Source organism: Streptomyces sp. NPDC030814 (assembly GCF_055572155.1).
Genome location: NZ_JBVIDX010000001.1, coordinates 432,196 through 454,499 on the forward strand (window position 1 = coordinate 432,196; position 22,304 = coordinate 454,499).

Consider the following 22,304-nt stretch of genomic DNA (forward strand, 5'->3'; position numbering starts at 1 on the left):
CGGCGCCCGGCAGGATGACCGCCTGGGGCGGGGTCGCCCTGGACCGTGACGGCACTCGCCGCGAAGGCGGGCGCGTCCAGGGCGGCACTCGCCCGGCGGTTCCACGAACTGGTCGGGGAGCCGCCGATGACCTACCTCACGCGGTGGCGGCTCGCCCTGGCCGCGGACCGGCTCCGGGACACCGACGACACCCTGGAGGCGATCGCCCGGCGGGTCGGCTGCGGGAGCGCGTTCTCCCTGTCGAACGCGTTCAAGAGGGTGTACGGGGTGAGCCCGCAGGAGCATCGGGGGCGCGTGGCCCAGGGGCGTTGATCAGGTGTGTCGCCGACACCGGCCGGGGCGCGAGCGGGGTCGCCCGACGTGCCGCCGGTCGGCCGTGGCCGCTCGCCGGTCCCACGTCCCCGACCGGCGCGGCAGGCCCGCCCGTGCCCGCGGGCGTAGCCTTGCCCCCGTGTACACGGAGCGGGCGTCTCGGCTGGACGGGGCCGTCGTGTGGACGAGGAGTCCCGGCGGTCCGGGCGAGCCCGGCTCGGGCCGGGTTCTGCCCGACGGCTGTATGGATCTGCTCTGGAACGACGGACGGCTGCTGGTCGCCGGGCCCGACACCCACGCGTACGTCACCGAAGGCGCCCGCGGCACCTGGGCCGGGGTCCGGTTCCACCCCGGCACCGCGCCCACCTTCCTGGGCGTGCCCGCGCATGAACTGCGCGACCGGCGCGTGGAGTTGGACGACATCTGGCCAACCGCCCTGGTACGCAGGCTCACCGCCCGGGTGAATGCGGCCGGCGATCCGGCGAGCGGTCTCGAAGAGGTGGCCCTGGAGCGGGCTGCCGAGGCCGAGCGGCCGGATCCGCTGCTGCGGCGGGTGGTCGTCGCACTGGAGGCGGGGCGGCCGGTGTCTGCCACCGCCGACGAACTCGGGCTCGGTGCACGGCAGTTGCACCGCCGATCCCTCGTCGCGTTCGGATACGGGCCCAAGACGCTGGCCCGGGTGCTGCGGTTGCAGCGGGCGCTCGCCCTGGCCCGTGACGGGGTGTCGTACGCCGAGACCGCGGCCCGGACCGGTTACGCCGACCAGGCCCATCTGGCACGTGAGGTGAGGGAGTTGGCCGGGCTTCCGCTCGGTGAACTGCTGGGCGGACGGTGACGTGCCCGCCCGGCGTCGTGCCCTGCTGATCCCTGGCCGGGAAGCCGCCGCGACGCCCGCTACCCGGCTGACGCCAGCGGTGCGAACAGGTCGACGCCGTTGCCGTCCGGGTCGAGGACCACGGCGTACCGCTGGCCCCACACCGCGTCCCACGGCTTGAGTTCGCCCTGATGGCCGGCGGCGACCAACTCCTCGTACACCGCGTCGACTTCGGCCGGACTGTCGCACAGCAGGGCCAGTCCGGCGCCGCCGCCCCGGCCCCGCCGCCACTCGGGGTGGAACGACCGCACGGTCTCCTCGGTGTCGAGCATCAGCCGCAGCCCACCGGGCAGCGTGGCCTCGGCGTGCGGCTGCTCCTCGGAGCCCTCGGGGAAGTCGAAGCCGAGACGGCGGTAGAAGGTGACGGAGGCGGCCATGTCCGAGGCCACCATCCCGATCGCGTCGAGTCGTGGAGTCATACGGCCACCGTAGGTGGGCCACGGGGGGCCGGTCTTGAAGGAATCGGACACGAGGCGGCGACCGTCGGGGGACCGTGACGGCGGGGAGCAAGCGCTTCCACCCAACCGGCCCTTTGACCCGCCTGTGGAACAACTGTGCGGCAGGATGGGAGACATGTTCCGTACCGCGCGCACTCTGCTGCCCCTGGCGTTGCTGCCGCTGCTGCTCGCGAGCTGCGGGAGCGAGAAGATCGTGGCGGTGCCCCGCGAACCCCTGACGCCGACCCCCGACCGGGCCCAGCTCCACGCCCGCGCCGAGGCACTCGGTCTTGCCCCGGAACTCGTCTACGTCACCGAGTCCCCCGGGTTCGAGCTCGCCCGGCAGTCGGTCGGTGTGTACGGCGACGACGGTTTCTCCGCCGCCTACTGGTCCCGGCGGAACAGCGCCCAGCTCCTGCTCCTTGTCGACCGCGGCGCGATGACCGCCGAGAGCTGCCCCGAGCAGCCCCTCGGACAGGGCACCGGCGCGGCCGTCAGCTGTGCGCGCGACGGCGACGCCTGGTACCGCACATCGGCGGGACAGCATGAGTACGCCCTCCAACGCGCGGACCACGTCGTCCGGATCAGCGCCGCCACGGCCGCGGTCGACCGCGACGTCCTGCGCGCCGCCGCCCGGGCCGCGCACCGCCCGAGCGACGCCGAACTGGCCTGCCTCCTCCCGCCCCCGCGGCACACGACGGTGCCCTCCGGAGAGAAGACGCCACCCCCGACCGACGGGACGCCGGTCGAACGGGGCGACCTCCCCCCGGTCGGCGACGGAGCACCGGACAACGAGGTGGGCACGTCCGGCTGAGCCCTCGGACACGACCCGGGCGCCCTTAGGACGTACCGCCCGACTGCGGGCCGAACGCCGTCATGAACTGGTCGCGGAACTTGTCCATGCGCCAGACCGGGGTGTCCGAGGCGGGCTTGAGGCCGTCCGCCCAGCCCCAGTCGGCGATCTTCTCCAGCACCTTCGGGTCCTGGGCGACGACCGAGACCGGCACGTCGTGGCTCGGATTGTCGCCGGTGACCGTCTTGTTGGGCTGGTGGTCGCCGAGGAAGATCAGGACGGTGTCCTTCGAGCCGTACTTCGCGACGAAGTCGACGATGCTGCTCACCGAGTACTGGATGGTCTTGCGGTACTCGTCACGGACGGCGAGGGGGTCCTTCCAGACCTCCTTGGGGTCCTTGCCCTCGGCCTTCTGCAGGGCGTGGTAGACCGAGCCGTCGCCGATCTCCTCCTCCGGGATCGTCCGGGGGATGGGCGCCCACGGGTTGTGGCTGGAGGTCAGGATGATCTCCGCCATCATCGGCTTGCGGCCCTCCTTGCCGTACTCCAGCTCCCTGAACGCCTTCAGCGTGTACTGGTCCGGCATGGTCGACCAGCTGAACTTCGGCCCCTGGTAGCCCAGTTGGTCGGAGTCGTAGATGTGGTCGAGACCGAAGTACTTGCCCTCCGGCCAGGCCTTCTGCGTGCCCGGCACGATACCGACCGTGCGCCAGGCGCCGGTGCGGCGGAACGCCTCGGTGAGGGTGAGGCGGTCGCTCGCGACGAGGTGGTTGTAGCGTGACTGGTTCTTGATCCACAATCCGGACAGGAACGTGGAGTGGCCCAGCCAGCTGCCGGCGCCCGTGATGGGCGAGCGCAGCCAGCCGCTGCGCGACGCGTACCCTGCGTCCTTCAGCTCCTGCGTCTTCTGCGCGAGCGTCTCGCTCAGCGGCTCGCCCATCTGCGGGTTGTCGATCGCGGAGCGGCCGTAGCTCTCGATGAACGTGATCAGCACGTCCTTGCCGCGCAGCCCGGTCAGCAACTGGTCCGGCGGTACGTCGGCGAAGGCGTCGACCGCCGCCGCCTTCTCGAACGCCTCGCCGTCCTTCAGCCCGTCGCGCACCGCCTCGATCCGGTTCTCCACGAGCGTGGCCGCACTGTGCGAGGCCAGCGGTACGTCCGCGACCTCCAGAGTCAGCGTCGAGCAGGTGATCCAGACGGTGCCGAGGACGAGGAGGGTACGGCTCGCGGTGTGCCGGTCGCGCTCCATCAGCCGGCTGATCCGCCTGACCGCCAGCGTCATCAGGACCGGGAGGGCGAGCACCAGCGCGATCACACCGAACGTCGCGGCCTGCACCGCCGTGTCACCGAGCGAGTCCTTCATGAACGACCGGGCGTTGTCCAGCAGCATCCAGTCCAGCACCAGGTCGAACGGCCGGTCGAGGGTCCAGTACGACCCCATGTCCAGCACCTTGACGATCATCAGCAGGCCGAGCACCGCCCCGATGACCACCACCGCCACGCGCCGTGCCTTCGGCGGCACCACCAGCAGCAGCGCCGCCCCGAGGATGCCTTCCGCCGGGATCCGCAGCAGCCGGCCCACCTCGAACTTCGTCATGTCGTTCGGCACGAGCAACGCGAACATGACGAGGGCCATGGCCAACCCGGTCCCGGCCCACGCCAGGATGCGGGCCTGCCGGGGGTACCGGGCACGCCAGCCCCGGCGTGCGGGAGTCCGCCCGGACGCGGAGTCGGGTTCCGGCCGGGCCTCGGCCGCCCGCGCAGTCCCGGCCGCCGGTTCGGTCTCGGACGTGGCCTTGCCACCGGCGTCGGGAGCAGGCGTGGAGTCGGCAGCGGGGTCTGACTCGGCATCGGTCTCGGCCATGGGCTCGATCGCGCGCTCGGCCTCGGCTGCGGGCTCCTGATCGGCCTGGACCTCGTCCGCGGGCTCCGGCTTCGCATCGGTCTCGGCCGCGGGCTCCGACGCGGGCGAGGACTCCTGCTCGGTCTCCGCCGCGAGCTCCGACTCCGAACCACCCTCGGGCTGCGGCTCGGGCGTGCGGGCCGGCCGCGACCCGCCCTCCGGCTCCGACCGCTCGTCCGGCTCGGACCGCCCTTCCGGCTCCGACCCCGCCCTGGGCCCGGACACGGCCTCGGCCCCGGACGCGGCCTCCGGCATGTGTTCGGTCTCCGCCGCGGCGGCGGACACCACCCCGGGCTTTCGTTTCGCCTCTGCGGCCTCTGCGGCCTCTGCGGTGTTCTCGGGAGCGGTGTCGTCGTCCGGTGCTGGTGCCGGGCCCGGAAGCTGCGGAGAGCGTGTGTGCGACAACCCGAAGGTCCTTCCCTGTGGAACATGCTGGAGCTCTGTGCTGGTGGACGGAGAGAGCCGAGGAGCGGGACCCGCCTTCGCACCCGTACGCCCATCACTATGCGTACGGTGCGGCGACGCCCACCGTTCACCCGCTTTCAGGCCGTCCGCAACCCCTTCACGTGAACTCCGACACCCTCCCACCCCGCGGTCAGGCCGAGCGCGGCGCCCCCGTGCTCGCCCGCTCCACCAGCCGGGTCGACAACTCCGTGCGCGTGCCCTCCGGTCGGTCGCCCTCCATCATCCGGACGAGCAGCCGCAGCGCCGTGGAGGCCATCTCGGACAGGGGCTGGCGGACGGTCGTCAGGCCCGGAGTCGCCCAGCGCGCCTCCGGCAGATCGTCGAAACCCACCACACTGATGTCGTCGGGGATCCGCAACCCCCGCTCGGACAGCGCCTGGTAGACACCGAGCGCCATCTTGTCCGAGCAGACGAACACCGCGGTCGGCGGTTCGGGAAGGTCCAGCAGCTGGAGCATACGGTGGTGGGCGGTGGTCTCCATGAAGTTGCCGTAGCGGACGTACTCCGACCGGTAGGGAACGCCCGCGGCCATCAGTGCCGAGCGGTAGCCGGCGACCCGCGCGCTGCTGCACATCTTGCGCCGGAACCCGGCGATCACGGCGACCCGCTCGTGCCCGAGGCTCAGCAGATGCTCGGTGGCGGTCATACCGCCCTGCCAGTTGGCCGCGCCCACCGACACCACGCCGGGCGGCGGTTCGAGGACCGGGTCGATCAGAACGAACGGAACCCGGTGCTGGGCGAGCCAGGAGTACTGGGCGGGGGACAGCTCGGCCAGATTGAACAGCACCCCCGCCGAGCCCCGGGCTGTCAGCTTGTCGAACCAGCCGCGCTCGGGGCGCTCGCCCCGGGTCCGGGTGAGGCCCGCCGAAACGACCACCTCCAGGCCCGCGTCGTGCGCCGCCTGCTCCACGCCGTGCAGCACCGCTCCCGACCAGGAACTCTCCAGCGAGTGCACCACCAGGTCGACCATGCGCGGCGGCTTCGACGCCTCGAACCTGGGTCTGCGGACATAACCGAGCCGGTCCAGCGCCTCGGTGACCCGGCGTCGGGTCTCGGGGGCCACGTCCTCCCGGCCGTTGACCACCTTCGAGGCCGTCGGCACGGACACCCCGGCCTCACGCGCCACCACCGCCAGCGTCGGCCCGGCCGTCGCGCTCCCGCCACGCACCATCGCGACTCCACCTCTCAGGCCCCGTCCCGAGGGCCGGTGAACTTTTCGAGTAGCAAGCGCTCTCTACCGTAAGGCCAACTCAACACGGCGGGAAGGAGAGGAGATTCGGAGTGCCACCCATGGCGTACCGCGGGAACCGGGCTCGGGACAGTTGGGCTCGCATGTTGGGGTGCCGCGTATTCAGGACGGGATGCGGGACTCCGTCACTCTGCGTCGACCACCCATGCGGTTTCCCTGGGTCCGCGTTGAAGGCGACGGTGGCATGATCCGGGCCATGGATCGTAGCGGCGTAATCCTCGGTCATGGCCCACTTCAGCACTTCCCAACGCGTGGGTTCGTCGGTGCCGTACGTGCTGCGGCTACACCGGCTCGCCGTTGCCCCTACTGGGAGTAAGTGACCAGGATGCCGTCACTGTTATCGGCATGTGACCGGATAGGTGGTTGGTTGGCTTGGCTCGGTCGGCTCTGTGGCGGCTGCCGGGACCCTGTACCGCCCCTGAGGGCCTGGTGATCGTCAATCTGGGCTCAGCGCAAGGCGCCGGCGAGGTAAGCGTTGCGGGTTCTGATGAGGCGGGGCATGTACCAGCTCAGGACAGTGCGGTCGGCGACACGTCCGAGGAATCCGAACGGCGAGGCAAAGTCGATGACGTCCCTCATAACGGTGCCGCCAGTGCCGTCCGGCTCGAAGTGATGACTGTGATGCCATCGCTTGAAGGGGCCGGCATCCTGCTCGTCCACGAAGCGCTGGGGCGGGTCATACGCCGTAATGCGGGCGGTGAGTCGCCAGGTCAGGCCGAAGTGGCGGGCCTGGAAGGTCACCGTGTCGCCGAGTGAGAGTCCGCCTCGGGTCCTGCCGCCGACCGCCCGCTCCGACGAATCGGCCATCGACCGCGTGTGTGCTTCCACGTCGAGGCATGCCTCGAACACCCGGTCCGGGGGTGCGGCGACGGCTGTCACGATCTCGAAGTGCGGCACCGCGCCATCCTAGAAGGGCGTGCTTGATCGCCGGTCGGTGGGGTCGGCGTGGTCAAGTGGTGGCGGGCATCCAGGGGCTGCCTCGCGTGGCCTGCACGAGGACGTCGAGCATGGGCTGGTCCTGGCGGGCCGCGGTGGCGAGGTGGATGCGGATCGCGGCGAAGTCCGCGCCTTGCAGGGTCCGCAGACATCCGGGGACTCGATCCGCGCTTTTCCTATCCTGATCGTCTGTTCGGCGGGGTTGTTGTCGAACGGCAGCCGCAGGTCGTGGACCCAGCGCAGGTAGTCCTCCCGGCGCCGGTGCAGGCGCTTGAACAGGGCGTGGTGCTTGGCCTCGGTCTTCGACGCTCGGGCGGCGGTGGCTGCCAGCCCGTCGTCGGCCGCGGTGCGCAGGGCCTTGAGTTCCCCCGTCCTGACCGCGTCGGCGATCTGCCCGACCTCGGCTGTCCGGGCCGCATCCGCGGCCTTCTTCACCCACCGAACCCGGCACCAAGATCAACCCACCGCGGTGAACCACCTATCCAGTTACATCGGCATGACTGTGACACTGCGGGAGCGACTCGGCCCGTGCGAGCGGGCAGTGAAGATGCGTCAGCCTCCGTTGGTGAGCGGACAGCGGTAGACGAGGGGACGGGGGCCCGGAGGTGCCTCCGGGCCCCCGTCCCCTACTTGGGGAGTTGAGTCGGTCGGCCGGCTGGACCGCGCCGACGCGGACCATGCCGGTCCGGACGGCGCCGGTGCGGGTGTCCTCGACGCCCCAGCCGCTGCGGAGCTTGATGATGCGGTAACGAGTGGACACCGGGTCCTCCTGAAGGGGTGGGGCGGGTCGTCCTGACGGGCCTTGGTCCGAGCACGGGTTCTCGGAGATGTCCAAGACTCGCCGTAGGCGATCGCGTAGCGGCTCGGCCTTGGACAACCCCCCGGGGTTCCGTGCTTGCCTCCGGCGGCAGTTCCCGGGGACGAGGGGAACCGCCTGAACGGGCCCCACCACCGTGCCTGTTGGTGCCACGGAGATCACAACGTCGTACGCTCAGCTGCGATGCTGGGCAGATGAGCAAGCTGTGGCAAGGACACGTCATCGAGGGCACGCGCTTCGTGGTCCCGGCGTCCGGTGTGACGCCGAGGCATGTGCTGTGCGCGGTCGGCGTGGGCCTGGATCCCGATGTCATCAGCCGGGTGGTCGAGGAGGCGGGCGCGGGGGACTTCACGCTCGACGAGTTCCAGCGGGAGCCTGACCCCCGGATGCGTGAGGCGTTCGACTCCGCGCTCGACTCCCGCCGGGTCACCGGCGACGGCGAGTTCGGCGACGACGACTGGGCCGCGGTGGACGCACACGACTCGGTCGTCTATGTCCTGTCGCCGCCGATCTCCCAGGCCACCGGTCTCGACGTGTCCCGCCGGGCGCTGGCCGTGACCGCGGCCCTGCTGGCCAACGGGGCCACCGCGGTGAAGAACGAGTCCAGCGGGTTGACCTGCGGTCGGGAGCGGTGGCTGGCCCTGGCGGGCGAGGCGGCGGCCGCCGAGACCGCGGACGACCTGGTCGGCGCCCTCGTCCGGGCGTGGGTCGTGCCGGTGATCCACGACGGGGAGGTCTACTACAGCTGCGGCATGCACCTGCTGGGCGAGGCCGACGTGGAGCTGGCCCCCGGAACCACCGGGGTGCCCGAACCGGGGCTGCTGCTCGACTGGATGACCACCATGGAGATCGCGTCGTACTACCTGCTGACGGAACAGCCGGAGCACGGAGTCCAGAACGGCGAGGGCTTCCGCATCGCCCAGGACGCCCCGCGCTGGATCATGAACCGTGTGGAGTGCGAACGGTTCGAGGACGACGACTTCTTCCACAACCCGTACGGATACTGGCGCCTGACCCCGGCTGCCCGCGACCCACGCAGGCGGGCGAGGCTCAAGAGGCGCAACCCCCGCACGACCCTTGGAACGCGACGGAAGAGGTGAGAGCGGGGAAGGCGTGGAGATCTCCGGACCACGGGCCGAACGCCGCGCCCTTCTCCGGCGTCTCCGTCACCGATCGCGGTCCCGCCCACCCGGGCGACCGCACATGGGGCGAAGAACCGGAGGGACGCATGGCCGAGCGAACACCCGCCAGACCCGGCGCGATCTGTGCGACACCGAGAAACCCGCCCCGCTGCGGCCCGCCGTCCCCGGCGGCTTCACCCTCGACGACTTCGCCATCGACACCCGGGCCGCCGTCGTGACCTGCCCGGCCGGACACGCCGTGGCCCTGTCCGACCCCGGCGGGCAGCACCACCAGCGCAAAGCCTTCTTCGGGGACTTATGCGCCGGATGCCATCTGCGCGAACGGTGCACCAAAGCCAGGGCCGGACGCATCCTGACCATCCGGCCTCACCACGATCTCCAGACCGCCGCCCGCCCCCAGGCCGCGACCGACCCCGGCTGGCAGGCCGACTACCGCCGCTGGAGCCACCCGTCGAACGTGCCGTCGCCTGGCTCGTCCACCACGGCAACCGGCGCCTGCGCTACCGCGGCACCATCACGAACGACACATGGCTCCACACCCGAGCCGCCGCCCTCAACCTCCGCCGACTGATCAACCTCGGACTCACCCACACCGGTGGCACCTGGCACCTCACACCGGCCGGTACATGACCACAGGGGCGGTCCGGCCCGACGGCCGAACAGCCCCTCACCAAGATCTTCATCGACCTTCCAGGCCTGTGGTGGTGCGGCCGCAGAGGCCCTCGGCCGGCCAAGACAGTCCGGACTGCCTATGCGTGTGAGGTGCTGAGCCAGCTGTACTCCAGTTCAGGCAGCTCAAAGCCCTGATCGAACCGGCAGATACGCTCATCGGTACGGACGGCCCCATGCCGCTCGTAGAACGCGACCGCACGGGTATTGGCGCGGAGCACTTCCAGGTAGACCGCCTTGCTCGGGTGCTCATCAGCTGCCCATGCCAGCGCATGTGCCAGCAACCGGCCACCGATCCCTGCCCCCGTGCGCCCCGGTCTGGCATGCAGGTTGTCCAGCAGCACACGGCCATCTGATTTCGGCACCAAATAGGCGAAACCGTCGATTCCAGTCGCCGTCTCCGCCACGAACAGAGCCGCCCCCGGCACAGGATTGTCCAGGCGGTCGAGCCAGAGCATCAAACGATCTTCCAGGAGAGGGCCGCCCAAGAAGTCATCGGGCATGATGCCCGCGTATGCCGTGCGCCAACTCGCTGCATGCAGCGCCGCAACATCGCCAGCGTCATACCGGCAGCCCAGTCTGATCTCCATGAGGGCCAGCCTCACCTACGACCAGGCGAAAACACCACATCCGGGCAGGTGAAACGGCTGACAACGAGCTCTTTGAAGACGGGCTCAGACCGCCCCGGACCATGCAACGACACGCACGCTTCAGAAGCGGTTTCTCATCGCAGACGCGGCATCGACATCAACCAGCTACGCCACGGCGATCCGTCGGCGCCGTGACTCACCCACGATCAATCTCAGCGCCAACGGCTGTACCCACGTTCCCCAAGGCCGTGGGGGCCCGCGAGTTCGCGAAAACTGAAGGCACTTCGGTGGGAACTCAAGGGTCTGTCGCCCTGATGTCAGGGGTGGGCCCGTGGGTTCTCGGTGAAGTCGCGGGGTCGGGCTTGGTGAATGCTTGTCGGCTGTGCACGAGCAGTTCCCGCATCCCCGGGCTGTACGTGTTCTTCCAGATCAGGGCGAGCAATGCGGGTGTATCGACATCATCGATGGTGCGGGCGGTGAGCCGGTCGCGATAGCTCGCGGCCATGGAGTCGCTGAGGACGGCGACGGCGAGCCCGCGGGCGGCGAGGTCGGCAATGGCGTCCGCGGCGCTGGCCTGCAGATTGATCGCGGGTTGGAGGCTCTGCGCGGCGCAGGCCTGGTCGAATACCGTGCGCAGGCCGGTGCCGGGCGGCATGCACACGATCGGGTAGGCGGTCAGGTCGCGCAGGGTGACCCGCCGCTGTTCCGCCAAAGGGTGCCCGGCCGGGACTGCCGCGACGAGCCGCTCGCTGATGATGGTCAGCGCGTCCAGTCCGTCGGGTGTGGCGGTTGCTGCCCCGATGAGTGCCAGGTCGACGGTGCCGGTGCGCACCCCCTCGATGAGCCGGTCGGAGCTGTCCTCCAGCAGCGAGATCTCCACACCGGGATGTGCCTGGTGGAACGCGGCGAGGGCGTCGAACAGCGGGGTGAGGGTGCAGCCGATGACCATCCCGACGGTGAGGTGCCCCCGGATCAGGTCGGTCACCTCGCCCACTGCCTGGCCGACTGCCCCAGCGGCGGCTAGTGCGGCGCGGGCGTGTTCGAGGGCGGCCTTTCCCGCGACGGTGAGGGTGATGGTGCGGGCCGACCGGTCGAACAGCTCGGCTCCGAGTTCCCGTTCCAGCTGGCGGATCTGGGCGCTGACGCCGGACTGGCTGATGTGCACCCGCTCGGCTGCCCGGGTGAAGTTCTGCTCCTCGGCGACCGCGATGAAGTACTCCAGCTGCCTCAGCTCCATGACTGCAGATTCTAGTTTCCAGAAGATTCATCTGTTGGATTTCTGGCCAGTCGGCGGCCACGCTGGGAAGCGTCTCGAAGCCCGACGCCAGGAGGAATTCATGCCGGAGTACGAGAAGGCCATGCGGCCCGAGGACATCACCCGCTTGTTCGTCGAACGATCCAATGCCGGTGACGCGGCCGGGGTCGCCGCCCTTTACGAAGAGGGTGCGGTGATGGCCTACCCACCCGGCGACCAGACGGTGGGCCGGGAGGCGATTCGTGCGCTGTGGGAGAAGGTGCTGGCCAACCGTCCCCGTTTCGAGCAGGAACAACCGCTGCCGACGCTGATCAGTGGCGACATCGCCCTCACCTCGACTCCTCCGAAGGACGGGGCCGGTGCCCGGGCGCAGGTCGTCCGGCGCCAGCCTGATGGAAGCTGGCTGCGCCTGCTCGACCAGCCCGAGTTCGTCCCACCCACCCGCTGATCCCTCGCCTCCGTGAGTTCGCGGAACCGAAGGCTGTTGGGTGTGGCCCCGGGAGGTCGGTGCCCCCAGTGTCAAGGAGTTGACCAGTGGGTTCGTGGTGAAGTTGCGGGGTCGGATTCCAGGGGCCGTTCCATGAGAGCGCGAGCGGAGCTCGCGTGGCGGATCGCAGTCCTCTCGTCGAGGCCGAAGACCTCCGCGAGGTGGAGAGGGCCGGGGCCTTTGACCATGGCCTCTTCGAGTTGGCGGTCGACGCGGAGCTGCTCCGGGGTCGCGTCCTGTCCGCGCATCGGAGCGCTGATCCAGTGGTTGCTGGCGCGGCCGGTCGTGTTGGCGGTCTGGTTGTTACCTCCTGGATCGCGATCAAGTCCAGCCCGTTTCCGTAGAGTTGGGACGCGCAGAAATGCCGCAGGACGTGCGGTGCCAACCTGTCCGTCCAGCTCGGCAGATGAGCCTGGACCGCGTTGCCGAGCCCGTTGCGCAGGGCGTCGTCGCCGACCCGGCGCCCGGAGCCGTCGGTGTTCCTGCGCTCGGAGGGGAACAGCGGGGCTCCAGGGCGAGTGTGATCGTCGTCGAACCGGCCCCACACGTCCGAGGAGTGCCGACGGGCTACTCCCCGACGCCCGGCAGATCCCAGCGGGCCAGGTCCCGCAGCCAGGCCGCCGCCGAACTGTCCGACGGCGCCCGCCAGTCACCGCGCGGCGACAGCGAACCGCCGGCCAGGACCTTCGGCCCGTTCGGCATGGCCGAGCGCTTGAACTGGGCGAACGCGAAGAAACGTCGGCAGAAGTACTCCAGCCAGTGCCAGATCTCCGGCAGCTCGTACGCCACCCGCTCGCCCTCCGGGAACCCGGGCGGCCAGGCGCCCGCCTCCGCGTCCCGCCAGGCGTGCCATGCCAGGAAACCGATCTTCGACGGCCGGTAGCCGTAGCGCAGCACGTGGAACAGCGTGAAGTCGTGCAGCGCGTACGGGCCGATCTTGGACTCCGTGGACTGGAGCTCCTCCCCGGGCACCAGCTCCGGGCTGATCTCCGTGTCCAGGATCGCCGCCAGCGTGTCGTTGGTGTCCTCGTCGAACTGGCCGCTGCTGATGACCCAGCGGATCAGATGCTGGATCAGCGTCTTCGGCACACCGGAGTTGACGTTGTAGTGGCTCATCTGGTCGCCGACGCCGTACGTGCACCAGCCGAGCGCCAGCTCCGACAGGTCGCCGGTGCCGAGGACGATGCCGCCGCGTTGGTTGGCCAGCCGGAACAGATAGTCGGTGCGCAGCCCGGCCTGCACGTTCTCGAAGGTGATGTCGTAGACGGGCTCGCCCGACGAGAACGGGTGGCCCATCTCCTTCAGCATCAGCCGGGCCGTGGGCGTGATGTCCAGCTCCGCGGCGGTGACCCCGAGGGAACGCATCAGTTTGTGCGCGTTGCCCTTGGTGTGCTCGCCGGTCGCGAACCCGGGCAGCGTGAAAGCGAGGATGTCGCTGCGCGGGCGGCCCGCCCGGTCCATCGCCCGCGCGGCGACGATCAGCGCGTGCGTGGAGTCCAGACCGCCCGACACCCCGATCACGATCTTGGGGCCGCCGATCGAGGCCATGCGCTGCTGGAGGCCCGCGACCTGGATGTTGTAGGCCTCGTAGCAGTCCTGGGCGAGCCGGGCGGGGTCCGACGGCACGAACGGGAACCGCTCGACCCGGCGCCGCAGCCCGAGGTCGGTGGTCGGCGGGTCGAGCCGGAACACCACCTCACGGAACGCGCCGGTGCGCCCGGACAGCGCGCGGCGGTTGTCGTCGAACGTGCCCATCCGGTGCCGGGACTGCCGCAGCTGGTCGAGGTCGACGTCGGCCACCGCGTACTGGTCGCCCGCGGGGAACCGGTCGGTCTCGGCCAGCAGGGTGCCGCTCTCGTAGATCATGGTCTGGCCGTCCCAGGACAGGTCGGTGGTCGACTCGCCCTGCCCGGCCGCCGCGTACACGTACGCGGCGAGGCAGCGCGCCGACGCCGAACGGCACAGCAGCCGCCGGTCCTCGGCCCGGCCGACCGTGATGGGGCTGCCCGACAGGTTGACCAGGACGGTCGCGCCGGCCAGCGCCGCCTCCGCGCTCGGCGGCACCGGCACCCACATGTCCTCGCACACCTCGGCGTGCACCACCAGGCCGGGGACGTCCTCGGCCGCGAACAGCAGGTCGGGGCCGAACGGCACCTCCGTGCCGGCGACCCGGATCGTCCCGCCCCGCTCGTCGTCGCCCGCGGCGATCTGGCGCTTCTCGTAGAACTCACGGTAGTTCGGCAGATACGACTTCGGTGCGATCCCGAGGATCCGCCCGCGGTGCACGACCACCGCGCAGTTGTAGATCCGGTGCCGGTGCCGCAGCGGGGCGCCGAGGACGAGCACCGGCAGCAGTTCCGCCGAACCGGCGACCACCGTCCCGAGCGCCGCCTCGACCTCGTCGAGCAGCGCGTCCTGGAGCAGCAGGTCCTCGATCGAGTAGCCCGACAGGCACAGTTCGGGGAAGACGGCGACGGCGACCCCGTCCTCCGCGCAGCGGCGCGCCTGCCGCAGCACCGCCTCCGCGTTGGCGGGCGGGTCGGCGATCGCCGCGTGACCGGTGCACGCGGCGACCCGCGCGAAGCCGTGCTGATAGAGCGACCAGAAGTTCACGATGTGCAGACCGGCCTTTCGAAGAACGTCTCCAGCACCACGGTCGTCCGTGCGCCGCTCACACCCTCGATGGCGTAGAGCCGCCGCAGGACGTCCCGCAGCTGCTCCGTGGTGTCCGTGCGCACCTTGACGAGGACGGAGGCGGTGCCCGCGACGACGTGGGCCTCCTGAATCTCGGGGATGGCGGCGAAGGCCTCGGTCGCTCCGCCCATCCAGACCGACGAGTCGACCATGACGAACGCGAGCACCCCCCGCCCGAGGGCGGCCGGGTCGACGTCCACGGTGGTGTGGCGGATGACCCCGCGCTCCCGCAGTTTCCGCACCCGGTCGTGCGCGGCCCCGGCCGACAGTCCCACCGCCCTGCCGAGGGCCGCGTACGCCTGCGTGGCGTCGCGCTGCAACTCCGCGATCAACGCCCGGTCGATGTCGTCGACGATCCCGTTGCCCGTCCCCATACGTTCACCATATCGGGTTCGGTCAGGGCGCGATCATCGCGAATGGCGTTCGGTGTCAACTGGCCTGGAGTGGAGGGCATTTGGTTTGGCCAGGTGTCCTCGCTGCGGACCACGCTGCGGCGCCTTCGGTCTCGGCGTTCCTTGTTCTTTCTGAGTGAAGGGACCGTGCTCTTTCTGAGTGAAGGAACCGTATCCCGCCCTTCCCGGCGTGCTTCCGCCGGCGGCGCGGCCCTCGCGACCGGGATCCTGTGCGACGACGGCGCCAAGTCCAGCCAGGCGGTCACCTACTTCAAGAACGGCGCGGGCAACAGCGCGCGCGCTCCGCAACGCCGTCCCGCTCCTGTACGACAGCCAGGGCCTCGCCCCAGTGGCAGGGGTCCGGACGCGACCAGGCCCACGGTGTCATGGGCATCGGCTGCACGGCTACGACGGCAACCGGTTTCATGAAGGCCTCCGGGACATCCTCCGCTACCACCACGCAGGGCGACGTGGCCTGTCCGTTCCGTACATCACTCGCATGGCCGAGATGGGCCGTCCGGAAGGCGGCGGTCGGTGACCACGGCGCCACCAGCGGCGGGTACGACCACCTCGGCTTCGGCGCCCTCCTGTACGCCACACAGCCGTCAAGGAACCGGCAGGACCGGAATACGGAGAGGGGGATGTGGTGCTCTGATGTGAACGACGGTCCACGAGCGAGCGGGCGTGAGGAGCGGGTGAGCACATGACGGCAGACCGGCAGGCCCCCGTGGTCACCACACCGTACGGGGACGTACGCGGCAGGTACGTGTACGGGGAGGGGTACGAGCAGGGGATCGCGGTCTTCCGCGGCATCCCCTACGCGGCCCCGCCCTTCGGTCCTCGCCGGTTCCGCCCGCCCGTCCCGCCCGAGCCCTGGGACGGCGTCCGTGACGCGGGCGCCTTCGGGCCGACCTCGCCGAAACCGGCGTACTCGGAGGCGTTCGCCCGCTATCTGTCCGACCCCGTCGTCGCGGGCGACGACTGCCTCAACCTGAACGTGTGGACGCCGGAGCCGGGCCCCGGGGCACGGCTCCCCGTCATGGTCTGGATCCACGGCGGCGCGCTGACCCGGGGCTCGTCGGCGATCCCGGTCTACGACGGCAGCGCCTTCGCCCGCGACGGCGTGGTCCTCGTGTCCCTCAACTACCGTCTCGGCGTCGAGGGGTACGGCCTCTTCCCGGACGCCCCGCCCAATGCCGGACTCCGTGACCAGATCGCCGCCCTGGAATGGGTCCGGGACTCGATCACCGAGTTCGGCGGCGATCCGGACCGGGTGACCGTCTTCGGCCAGTCGGCGGGCGCCATCAGTATCGGCGCTCTGCTCACGGCCCCTCGCGCCCGGGGGCTGTTCCGCCGGGCCGTGCTGCAGAGCGGGCCGCCCGAGGCCGCGAACCGGGACAAGGTGCGCCGCATGGTGCGCCGGATGGCCGCCCGGCTGAAGGTCCCCGCCACCGCCGCGGCCTTCGCCGGCGTGGACCGTTCCACGCTCGCCGAGGCACAGGCCGAGGTCGGCCGCCTCAGCAGCCCCGTCCTGGGCGGACCCGCCTTCGGCATCGTCGTCGACGGCGAGCTGGTGCCGCGCGACCCGCTCAAGGCACTCGTGGAGGACGGTGCCGCCCAGGATGTCGGCCTCCTCATGGGCTGGACCCGCGACGAGCACCGCCTGTGGCTGGTCCCCGGCGGCCTCAAGGAGCGCGTCGACCGTCTCGGCGCGGTCGCGCTGGCCGGTGCCCGCGCCCGCTGCCACTGCGGACCCGAGGTCCCGCGCGGCTACCGTGAGCTCCACCCCGACATGGGCCCCGCCGACCTGGCCGGCCAACTCGTCACCGACCATCTCCTGCGCGTCCCTCTGCACCGTGTGGCGGACGCCCGCCCCGCTCACGCGCCGGCCTACGTCTACGAGTTCGCCTGGCCGTCGAACCTCCCGGGCCTCGGTTCCTGCCACGCCCTGGAGCTCGGCTTCGTCTTCGACACCGGTGACACCCCCGCCTCCGCGAAACTCGCCGGCGAGCACACGCCGCGCGCCCTGGCCACCACCCTGCACGACGCCTGGGTCCGTTTCGCGACCCACGGCGACCCCGGCTGGACACCGTGGGACGCCGACCACCCCGTGCGGGTCTTCGAGGACCCGGACGAGCGACGGATCGTCCTCGGCCCCTACGACCGTGAGCTGGCCCTCTGGGAAGCGGACGCGCAACGCCCCCGCAGGGCCCAGGACACCGGTACGTTCACCTCCTCCGGCGGAGCCCCGCTACCGGCCCTCCGGCGCTTCCGCCGGGCTCCTTGAACCGGCCCGCGGGCCACCTTTCGGCCGACGTGGCAGCCCGGGCCGAGCCTTCGGCGGGCTGGCGACGCGACCGGGGGTGGCGCCCTGGCCTCCGGCGCCCGGCGGCCATTGACCGGCGCGTCCGCCGGGACCGCCCGGTAGCTTGGGCCCCGCCCACGTGGGCCGGTGGGGGCCGGCGCGGTCGGCGAACGGGATGACCGGCGTCGACGCGGCCGCCGGGGCCCCGAGGGACGTAACGGGTGACGGAAAGGGCGGGGCACCGGGATGCCTGACGCATGGCAGTGGGACAGCACCCTGTTCCAGGGCAGCGCGGCCCACTACGAGCGAGGGCGGCTTCCCTACGCCCCGGGCTTCGCCGAAGCCCTGGCCGAGGCCCTCGGGCTGGACGGCACCGGCCGGCTCCTCGACGTCGGCTGCGGTCCGGGCATCGTGCTGCTTCCCCTTGCCCGGTACGTCGCCGAGGCGGTCGGCGTCGACCCGGACGCGGACATGCTCGCCGAGGCGGAGCGGCAGGCCGGGCGCCGGGGCGTGACCAACGCCCGCTGGCTGGCCGCCCGCGCCGAGGACCTGCCCGCCGGGCTGGGTGAGTTCCGGGTGGTGGTGTTCGCCCAGTCCTTCCACTGGACGGAGCGCGACCGCGTCGCCGCCGCCGTGCGGGAGATGCTGGGGCCGGGCGGAGTGTTCGTCCACGTGAGCGAACTCAAGAACCCGCCCCCGGCTCCGCCGCCGCCCCCGGCGGTCCCGCCCCCGTACGACCGGATCGTCGGCCTCGTGCGCGGCCACCTCGGCCCGGTGCGCCGCGCGGGACAAGGGCTCCTCGTCGACGGCACCCCGGGCGGCGAGGACGTCATCCTGGAGCGGGCCGGTCTCACGCAGGTCCGGCGCCTCGTCGTCCCCGCCGGGCAGGTGGTCGAGCGCACCACCGACGACCTCGTCGCCTGGGCCTTCTCCCGCTCCGACTCCGCGCCCCACCTCTTCGGCGACGGACTGGCCGACTTCGAACGGGACCTGCGCGCGCTGCTGCACGAGGCATCCCCCGACGACCGCTTCGCGGAGCGCCTCCCCGCCACCGAGATCATGATCTGGGGCGCATCTCGGGACGGCTCGGGGCGATGACGCGGAAGGTGCCCGAGCCACCCCTGCGCCGCGACGACGACGTGCCCGGACGGGGGCCGCTGGGGCCGGTACCCACTCGCCTCCGGCGGGCCTGAGCGAGGTCGGTCGGCTCGTCGGGGACCAGGTGACGCGTCATGCTTCACCTCCCCTCGTGCCGGCCGGAGCGGTGGGGGCGGGCGGACGGGGAAGAGGGGACCGCCGACCGGGCCGCTCGGTGTTCCCCCTCGCGTCGTCGCGCACCGGGGCGACAGCCGGTCGCCGCTCGGTCATGGTCTCCTCTGCCTCGGGCACGGACGGCAGGGTAGGCAGGGGCACCGGGCCACGGGCTCGTTCCGTGGCGGTGACCGGGACCGCGGTCAGCACCAGGTTCCGCTGGTAGCCGCCTCGTGCGTCGTCGGAAGGAGGCGCGCCGGTGATCATCGTGAGGGCCGGTGCGCCGGTCCTGGTGAAGGCCGAGCCGGGCAACCGGTCCTTCTCCACCCGGGTGCGGGCGACGACCCGGTAGACGACCGGAGGTGCGGCGGCCCGCCACACGGTCACCTCGTCGCCCGCGTGGACGTCGAAGAGTGCGGCGAAGGCCCCGAGGCCACCCGTGCGGGAGTCCACGTGTCCCACCATGACGGCGGAGCCGGAGGGGTCACCCGGAGCGGGGCCGAAACGGTACCAGCCGATCTTCTCCGGGTCCTCGGGAATCCAGACGCTGCCGTCCGGGGCGACCCCACCGGGCTCGATCGCGGCGCTCAGACCGACGCGCTCGATGTCGAGCCGCCTCGGGGCGGCGGCGGGGGGCGAGCGCGCACACCCCGAGGGAAGCCGCTGCGGCGACAGGGGTCCGGGAGATCATCGCTGGCTGTCCCTTCGATCGGCCCACTCCCTGTGAGTGAGTGCACCAGGTTTTCGGCGCGCGCCGCGGCGGAGGATGCAGATTCCTTCGCGGGCGGTCGGGACATGTGCCTGGGCGCGCACCCCGGGCCATTTCGATGCGCTAACGCTGCACGTTGCGGTGCTGCATCGTTCCGACGGACGGTCGTCGCCTCGTAGTCCTTCGACCTCGGAGCTCCCGATGGCCACCGCACGGCCCGACGCCCACCTGAGCGCCGACGCGGAGCGCACATGTCCGCGCCACCCCGATCCCTGCCGGACGACCGTTCCGCTACCGCCGCGCGAGGAGACCGATGACGACACCGAACTCGCCCGGCGGTTCCACGCCGGGGACGAGCAGGCGATCGCCCTCGCGTACCGGCGGTGGGGCGCCCTCGTCCACACGCTCGCCCGGCGCTCCCTGAACGATCCTAGGGACGCCGAGGACGTCACCCAGCAGGTCTTCCTGGCCGCCTGGCGGGGACGTGAGCGGTATCGGCCGGAGCGCGGGGCACTGGGCGGCTGGCTCGTCGGGATCACTCGCCACGCGATCGCCGACGCCCATGCGGCGCGGGCCCGCCGGGCCGACATCGAGAGCGCGTCCGCGGCGCAGCAGGAGGAGGCGGTACGGCACTGGGGCGTCGACGAGAGCCAGGCCGCCGTCGACCGCGTCCTCGTCCTGCAGAAGCTCCAGCGCCTGACGCCGGTGCAACGGCGTCTGCTGGGCATGGCCGTCTACGGCGACATGACCCAGGCGCAGATCGCCGAGCGGACGGGACTGCCCCTGGGCACGGTGAAGAGCCACATCCGCCGGGCCCTGCACTCGCTGCGCCGGGTCTTGGAAGCCTCCGTCTGACACGTTCGCGGCGTTCTCCGGGGTTCTCCGGGTCCTCGTGGCGCGCGGGCGGAGGAGCGGCGAAGGCGCACGGTGCCGGCGTCGGCGCATCGCCGCGTCATCGCAGCGCATCGGTACGCCCGCCGGACGGCGCATACCTCTGACGCCCGAGGCCCGGGACATCGGCTACGGCGGTGGAGGCACAGCATGGACGCGCACGGGGAACCCGGCGCCGGGGCCGGTGTGACGACCGGGGCGCTCGCGCGCAGGCTCGGCATCTCGCCCACCACACTGCGTTCGTGGGGCCGCCCTTACGGCCTGGGCACCGGCTGCCAGGCTCCAGGGACGCCACCGGCGACGGACGGCCGAGGACGTGGCGATGGTGCGCGAGGTGTGCCGCCTGACCGCGGAGGGCCTCCCCCGGCGGAGGCCGCCAGGACCGCCAGGGCCCTGGCGGCCCGGAGCGGTACCGCACGAGCCCTGGGCGCCGACACGCCCCGGCCGGTCCGCCTCCCCGCCTCCTCGCACCGGCCGGCGAACCGCGGTCCCCGGTCGAGAACGCCGCCCGGGCGGACCCCTGCCTGCCGCGGACTCCCGCCGGCTGTGCCGGGGACTCGCCCGGGCGGAGGTCCGCATGGACGCCGAGGCCGTGCAGAAGCAGATAACGGCGTGGAAGTTCGTCGCGAAGCCTCATGGCACGTCCTCTCTCCCGTGCCCGGACGCGCCCGGCCCCGTGAGAGGGCCGACACCCTGTCTGCTTTCATCACCTTTTCCGGCGATGTGGGGCACACGGTTGCACCGTCTTCTCGGACGCGTCCGGGCCACCGGGGCCCCGTGGGGCGTCGATCGGCAGGAGGACGGCCGCCCCGTCGTCGTGGGAAACACGGTCGCCCGGCCGTCGGAGAACGGGGCCCCTCGGCCCTTGAGGTAGGGGCGCAGGAGCTGTCGCTTCGCCCGCGGCTCACGTCCGTGGTGCGATGGAACCGGGGGCGGAAAGGAGAGCGATCATGCCCGCAGCGAAGCGTACGAGTGTCGCCGCCCCGGTGTCGGTCCGCCCACTGGCTGAACCGGACCTGGATCGGGCCGACGAGATCTTCAGGGTGGCCTTCGGGACCTTCCTCGGGATCCCTGAGCCGGAGACGTTCTTCGGGACCGCCGACTACGTCCGCACCCGCTGGGCGGCGGATCCACACGCGGCCTTCGCAGCGACCGTCGAGGGCGAGGTCGTCGGGTCGAACTTCGCCGCCAACTGGGGCAGCGTCGGGTTCTTCGGCCCGCTGAGCGTGCGGCCGGACCTGTGGGACCAGGGCATCGGCAGGCGGCTCATGGAACCGGTCTTGGCCTGCTTCGACACCTGGGAGAACCGCCACCTCGGCCTGTTCACCTTCTCGCACAGTCCCAAGCACCTGGAGCTCTACCGCCGGTACGGTTTCTGGCCCCGATTCCTTACCGCCATCATGAGGAAACAGGTCGCCGTCAGTGCCGCGGTCCCCGGCCGACTCCTGTACGGCGAGCTGACCGCCGCTGAGCGGCCCCACGCACTGAGCCTCACTCGCGCACTGACGGGGGCCGTGTACGAGGGACTGAGCCTGGAGCGCGAGATCATGACCGCACAGGCGCAGGGGCTCGGTGACACCGTCCTCCTCGAGGGCGCCGACTCCGGCCTCGACGGTCTGGCTGTCTGCCACTGCGGAGCGGGGTCGGAGGCCGGTGACGACGTGTGCTTCATCAAGTTCGGCGCCGTACGCCCTGGCCCGGACGCCGCCGACCGCTTCGAACGACTGCTGAATGCGTGCGAGCAGCTGGCCGCCGAGAAGGGACTGGGGCAACTGGACGCCGGAATGAACCTGGCCCGCCATGACGCCTACCGGCGCATGGTCGACCGCGGTTTCCGTACCTGGCTGCAAGGCGTGACCATGCACAAGCCCAACGAACCCGGTTACAGCCACCCGCACGCCTACGTGATCGACGACTGGCGCTGAGTCCACCGCCGTACGCGGCTCCGGGGAAGACCCGTTGCCGTCAGGAGACGACTGACACCAGGACTCCCGCCGAATGTTCCCAAGAGCCCAAGAGCCCAAGAGCCCAAGAGCCCAAGAGCCCAAGAGCCCAAGAGCCCAAGAGCCCAAGAGCCGGGCCTGCCGGGCCGCCGAACTCCTCGGCGCGCTGAGCAGCAGTCGGCCGCCCGGG

The 22,304-nt window shown here is 71.4% G+C and carries 19 protein-coding genes and 2 pseudogenes; 11 read left to right on the plus strand and 10 right to left on the minus strand.

The genetic code is table 11. The features are described from left to right. Positions 1-36: 36 nt before the first annotated feature. Both ACZ43N_RS01815 and ACZ43N_RS01820 read left to right on the plus strand, forming a co-directional pair. Positions 37-312, plus strand: a pseudogene (locus ACZ43N_RS01815) (helix-turn-helix transcriptional regulator); the annotation flags it as partial. 139 nt (positions 313-451) lie between these two features. Further along, on the plus strand, positions 452-1,147 hold the full coding sequence (locus ACZ43N_RS01820; RefSeq protein WP_468094360.1) for a DUF6597 domain-containing transcriptional factor: 696 nt from the start codon (positions 452-454) through the stop codon (positions 1,145-1,147). A gap of 59 nt (positions 1,148-1,206) precedes the next feature. Here the strand turns inward: ACZ43N_RS01820 and ACZ43N_RS01825 are convergent, their stop codons facing one another. Further along, on the minus strand, positions 1,207-1,605 hold the full coding sequence (locus tag ACZ43N_RS01825) for a VOC family protein (RefSeq protein ID WP_468094361.1): 399 nt from the start codon (positions 1,603-1,605) through the stop codon (positions 1,207-1,209). A 154-nt stretch (positions 1,606-1,759) separates the two neighbouring features. On the opposite strand from ACZ43N_RS01825, the gene ACZ43N_RS01830 reads away from it, so the two are divergent. Further along, a complete protein-coding gene (locus ACZ43N_RS01830; protein WP_468094362.1) occupies positions 1,760-2,437 on the plus strand; it encodes a hypothetical protein in 678 nt (225 codons plus the stop codon). A gap of 25 nt (positions 2,438-2,462) precedes the next feature. On the opposite strand, the gene ACZ43N_RS01835 is transcribed toward ACZ43N_RS01830, so the two are convergent. The 4 genes from ACZ43N_RS01835 to ACZ43N_RS01850 form a co-directional block, all read right to left on the minus strand. After that, positions 2,463-4,052, minus strand: a complete 1,590-nt coding sequence (locus ACZ43N_RS01835) for an alkaline phosphatase family protein (RefSeq protein WP_468094675.1) — start codon at positions 4,050-4,052, stop codon at positions 2,463-2,465. A gap of 862 nt (positions 4,053-4,914) precedes the next feature. Then, on the minus strand, positions 4,915-5,955 hold the full coding sequence (locus tag ACZ43N_RS01840) for a LacI family DNA-binding transcriptional regulator (protein ID WP_468094363.1): 1,041 nt from the start codon (positions 5,953-5,955) through the stop codon (positions 4,915-4,917). 525 nt (positions 5,956-6,480) lie between these two features. Further along, entirely contained in the window at positions 6,481-6,930 is a 450-nt protein-coding gene (locus ACZ43N_RS01845; RefSeq protein WP_468094364.1) for an SRPBCC family protein, read from the minus strand. Positions 6,931-6,939: 9 nt separating this feature from the next. Further along, positions 6,940-7,404 carry an IS66 family transposase gene (locus ACZ43N_RS01850; RefSeq protein WP_468094365.1) on the minus strand — a complete coding sequence of 155 codons (465 nt, stop codon included), beginning with the start codon at positions 7,402-7,404 and terminating at the stop codon, positions 6,940-6,942. A gap of 576 nt (positions 7,405-7,980) precedes the next feature. On the opposite strand from ACZ43N_RS01850, the gene ACZ43N_RS01855 reads away from it, so the two are divergent. The 3 genes and pseudogenes from ACZ43N_RS01855 to ACZ43N_RS01865 all read left to right on the plus strand — a co-directional run bounded on the left by ACZ43N_RS01855 (position 7,981) and on the right by ACZ43N_RS01865 (position 9,558). Then, entirely contained in the window at positions 7,981-8,886 is a 906-nt protein-coding gene (locus ACZ43N_RS01855) for a hypothetical protein (protein WP_468094366.1), read from the plus strand. A gap of 103 nt (positions 8,887-8,989) precedes the next feature. After that, a pseudogene (locus ACZ43N_RS01860) lies at positions 8,990-9,361 on the plus strand (transposase); the annotation flags it as partial. Continuing rightward, the gene (locus tag ACZ43N_RS01865; protein ID WP_468094676.1) at positions 9,253-9,558 is read left to right on the plus strand and encodes a transposase; all 306 of its coding nucleotides are present in this window, start codon (positions 9,253-9,255) and stop codon (positions 9,556-9,558) included. The pseudogene ACZ43N_RS01860 and the gene ACZ43N_RS01865, both read left to right, overlap by 109 nt. A 119-nt stretch (positions 9,559-9,677) precedes the next feature. Here the strand turns inward: ACZ43N_RS01865 and ACZ43N_RS01870 are convergent, their stop codons facing one another. Both ACZ43N_RS01870 and ACZ43N_RS01875 read right to left on the minus strand, forming a co-directional pair. Continuing rightward, a complete protein-coding gene (locus ACZ43N_RS01870; protein WP_468094367.1) occupies positions 9,678-10,187 on the minus strand; it encodes a GNAT family N-acetyltransferase in 510 nt (169 codons plus the stop codon). Positions 10,188-10,482: 295 nt separating this feature from the next. Further along, on the minus strand, positions 10,483-11,424 hold the full coding sequence (locus tag ACZ43N_RS01875) for a LysR family transcriptional regulator (protein ID WP_468094368.1): 942 nt from the start codon (positions 11,422-11,424) through the stop codon (positions 10,483-10,485). Positions 11,425-11,524: 100 nt separating this feature from the next. On the opposite strand from ACZ43N_RS01875, the gene ACZ43N_RS01880 reads away from it, so the two are divergent. Next, complete coding sequence (locus ACZ43N_RS01880; protein WP_053711987.1) at positions 11,525-11,890, plus strand: YybH family protein; 366 nt, start codon at positions 11,525-11,527, stop codon at positions 11,888-11,890. 606 nt (positions 11,891-12,496) lie between these two features. Here the strand turns inward: ACZ43N_RS01880 and ACZ43N_RS01885 are convergent. Then, entirely contained in the window at positions 12,497-14,542 is a 2,046-nt protein-coding gene (locus ACZ43N_RS01885) for an NAD(+) synthase (RefSeq protein ID WP_468094369.1), read from the minus strand. Next, positions 14,539-14,997, minus strand: coding sequence for an Lrp/AsnC family transcriptional regulator (locus ACZ43N_RS01890; protein ID WP_468094370.1), 459 nt, complete (start codon positions 14,995-14,997; stop codon positions 14,539-14,541). The genes ACZ43N_RS01885 and ACZ43N_RS01890 overlap by 4 nt, the downstream gene beginning before the upstream one ends. 721 nt (positions 14,998-15,718) lie before the next feature. Between ACZ43N_RS01890 and ACZ43N_RS01895 the strand changes: the two genes are divergently transcribed. Next, positions 15,719-17,302 carry a carboxylesterase/lipase family protein gene (locus ACZ43N_RS01895; RefSeq protein WP_468094371.1) on the plus strand — a complete coding sequence of 528 codons (1,584 nt, stop codon included), beginning with the start codon at positions 15,719-15,721 and terminating at the stop codon, positions 17,300-17,302. A 264-nt stretch (positions 17,303-17,566) separates the two neighbouring features. After that, on the plus strand, positions 17,567-18,418 hold the full coding sequence (locus ACZ43N_RS01900) for a class I SAM-dependent methyltransferase (RefSeq protein ID WP_468094372.1): 852 nt from the start codon (positions 17,567-17,569) through the stop codon (positions 18,416-18,418). Between the two features lie 132 nt (positions 18,419-18,550). Here the strand turns inward: ACZ43N_RS01900 and ACZ43N_RS01905 are convergent, their stop codons facing one another. Then, complete coding sequence (locus ACZ43N_RS01905; RefSeq protein ID WP_468094677.1) at positions 18,551-19,246, minus strand: class F sortase; 696 nt, start codon at positions 19,244-19,246, stop codon at positions 18,551-18,553. 235 nt (positions 19,247-19,481) lie between these two features. Here ACZ43N_RS01905 and ACZ43N_RS01910 point away from each other — a divergent pair, with 235 nt between their 5' ends. Continuing rightward, a complete protein-coding gene (locus ACZ43N_RS01910; RefSeq protein WP_468094373.1) occupies positions 19,482-20,135 on the plus strand; it encodes an RNA polymerase sigma factor in 654 nt (217 codons plus the stop codon). Between the two features lie 986 nt (positions 20,136-21,121). Beyond that, positions 21,122-22,096, plus strand: a complete 975-nt coding sequence (locus tag ACZ43N_RS01915; RefSeq protein WP_468094374.1) for a GNAT family N-acetyltransferase — start codon at positions 21,122-21,124, stop codon at positions 22,094-22,096. Positions 22,097-22,304: the final 208 nt, after the last annotated feature.

Bases quoted from the DNA above. Each gene is read 5' to 3' on its own strand.
- ACZ43N_RS01855 (WP_468094366.1), top strand. From the start codon at position 7,981: ATGAGCAAGCTGTGGCAAGGACACGTCATCGAGGGCACGCGCTTCGTG.
- ACZ43N_RS01915 (WP_468094374.1), top strand. From the start codon at position 21,122: ATGCCCGCAGCGAAGCGTACGAGTGTCGCCGCCCCGGTGTCGGTCCGC.
- ACZ43N_RS01880 (WP_053711987.1), top strand. From the start codon at position 11,525: ATGCCGGAGTACGAGAAGGCCATGCGGCCCGAGGACATCACCCGCTTG.
- ACZ43N_RS01875 (WP_468094368.1), bottom strand. From the start codon at position 11,424: ATGGAGCTGAGGCAGCTGGAGTACTTCATCGCGGTCGCCGAGGAGCAG.
- ACZ43N_RS01895 (WP_468094371.1), top strand. From the start codon at position 15,719: ATGACGGCAGACCGGCAGGCCCCCGTGGTCACCACACCGTACGGGGAC.
- ACZ43N_RS01840 (WP_468094363.1), bottom strand. From the start codon at position 5,955: ATGGTGCGTGGCGGGAGCGCGACGGCCGGGCCGACGCTGGCGGTGGTG.
- ACZ43N_RS01900 (WP_468094372.1), top strand. From the start codon at position 17,567: ATGCCTGACGCATGGCAGTGGGACAGCACCCTGTTCCAGGGCAGCGCG.
- ACZ43N_RS01910 (WP_468094373.1), top strand. From the start codon at position 19,482: ATGGCCACCGCACGGCCCGACGCCCACCTGAGCGCCGACGCGGAGCGC.
- ACZ43N_RS01825 (WP_468094361.1), bottom strand. From the start codon at position 1,605: ATGACTCCACGACTCGACGCGATCGGGATGGTGGCCTCGGACATGGCC.
- ACZ43N_RS01870 (WP_468094367.1), bottom strand. From the start codon at position 10,187: ATGGAGATCAGACTGGGCTGCCGGTATGACGCTGGCGATGTTGCGGCG.
- ACZ43N_RS01835 (WP_468094675.1), bottom strand. From the start codon at position 4,052: ATGGCCCTCGTCATGTTCGCGTTGCTCGTGCCGAACGACATGACGAAG.
- ACZ43N_RS01890 (WP_468094370.1), bottom strand. From the start codon at position 14,997: ATGGGGACGGGCAACGGGATCGTCGACGACATCGACCGGGCGTTGATC.
- ACZ43N_RS01830 (WP_468094362.1), top strand. From the start codon at position 1,760: ATGTTCCGTACCGCGCGCACTCTGCTGCCCCTGGCGTTGCTGCCGCTG.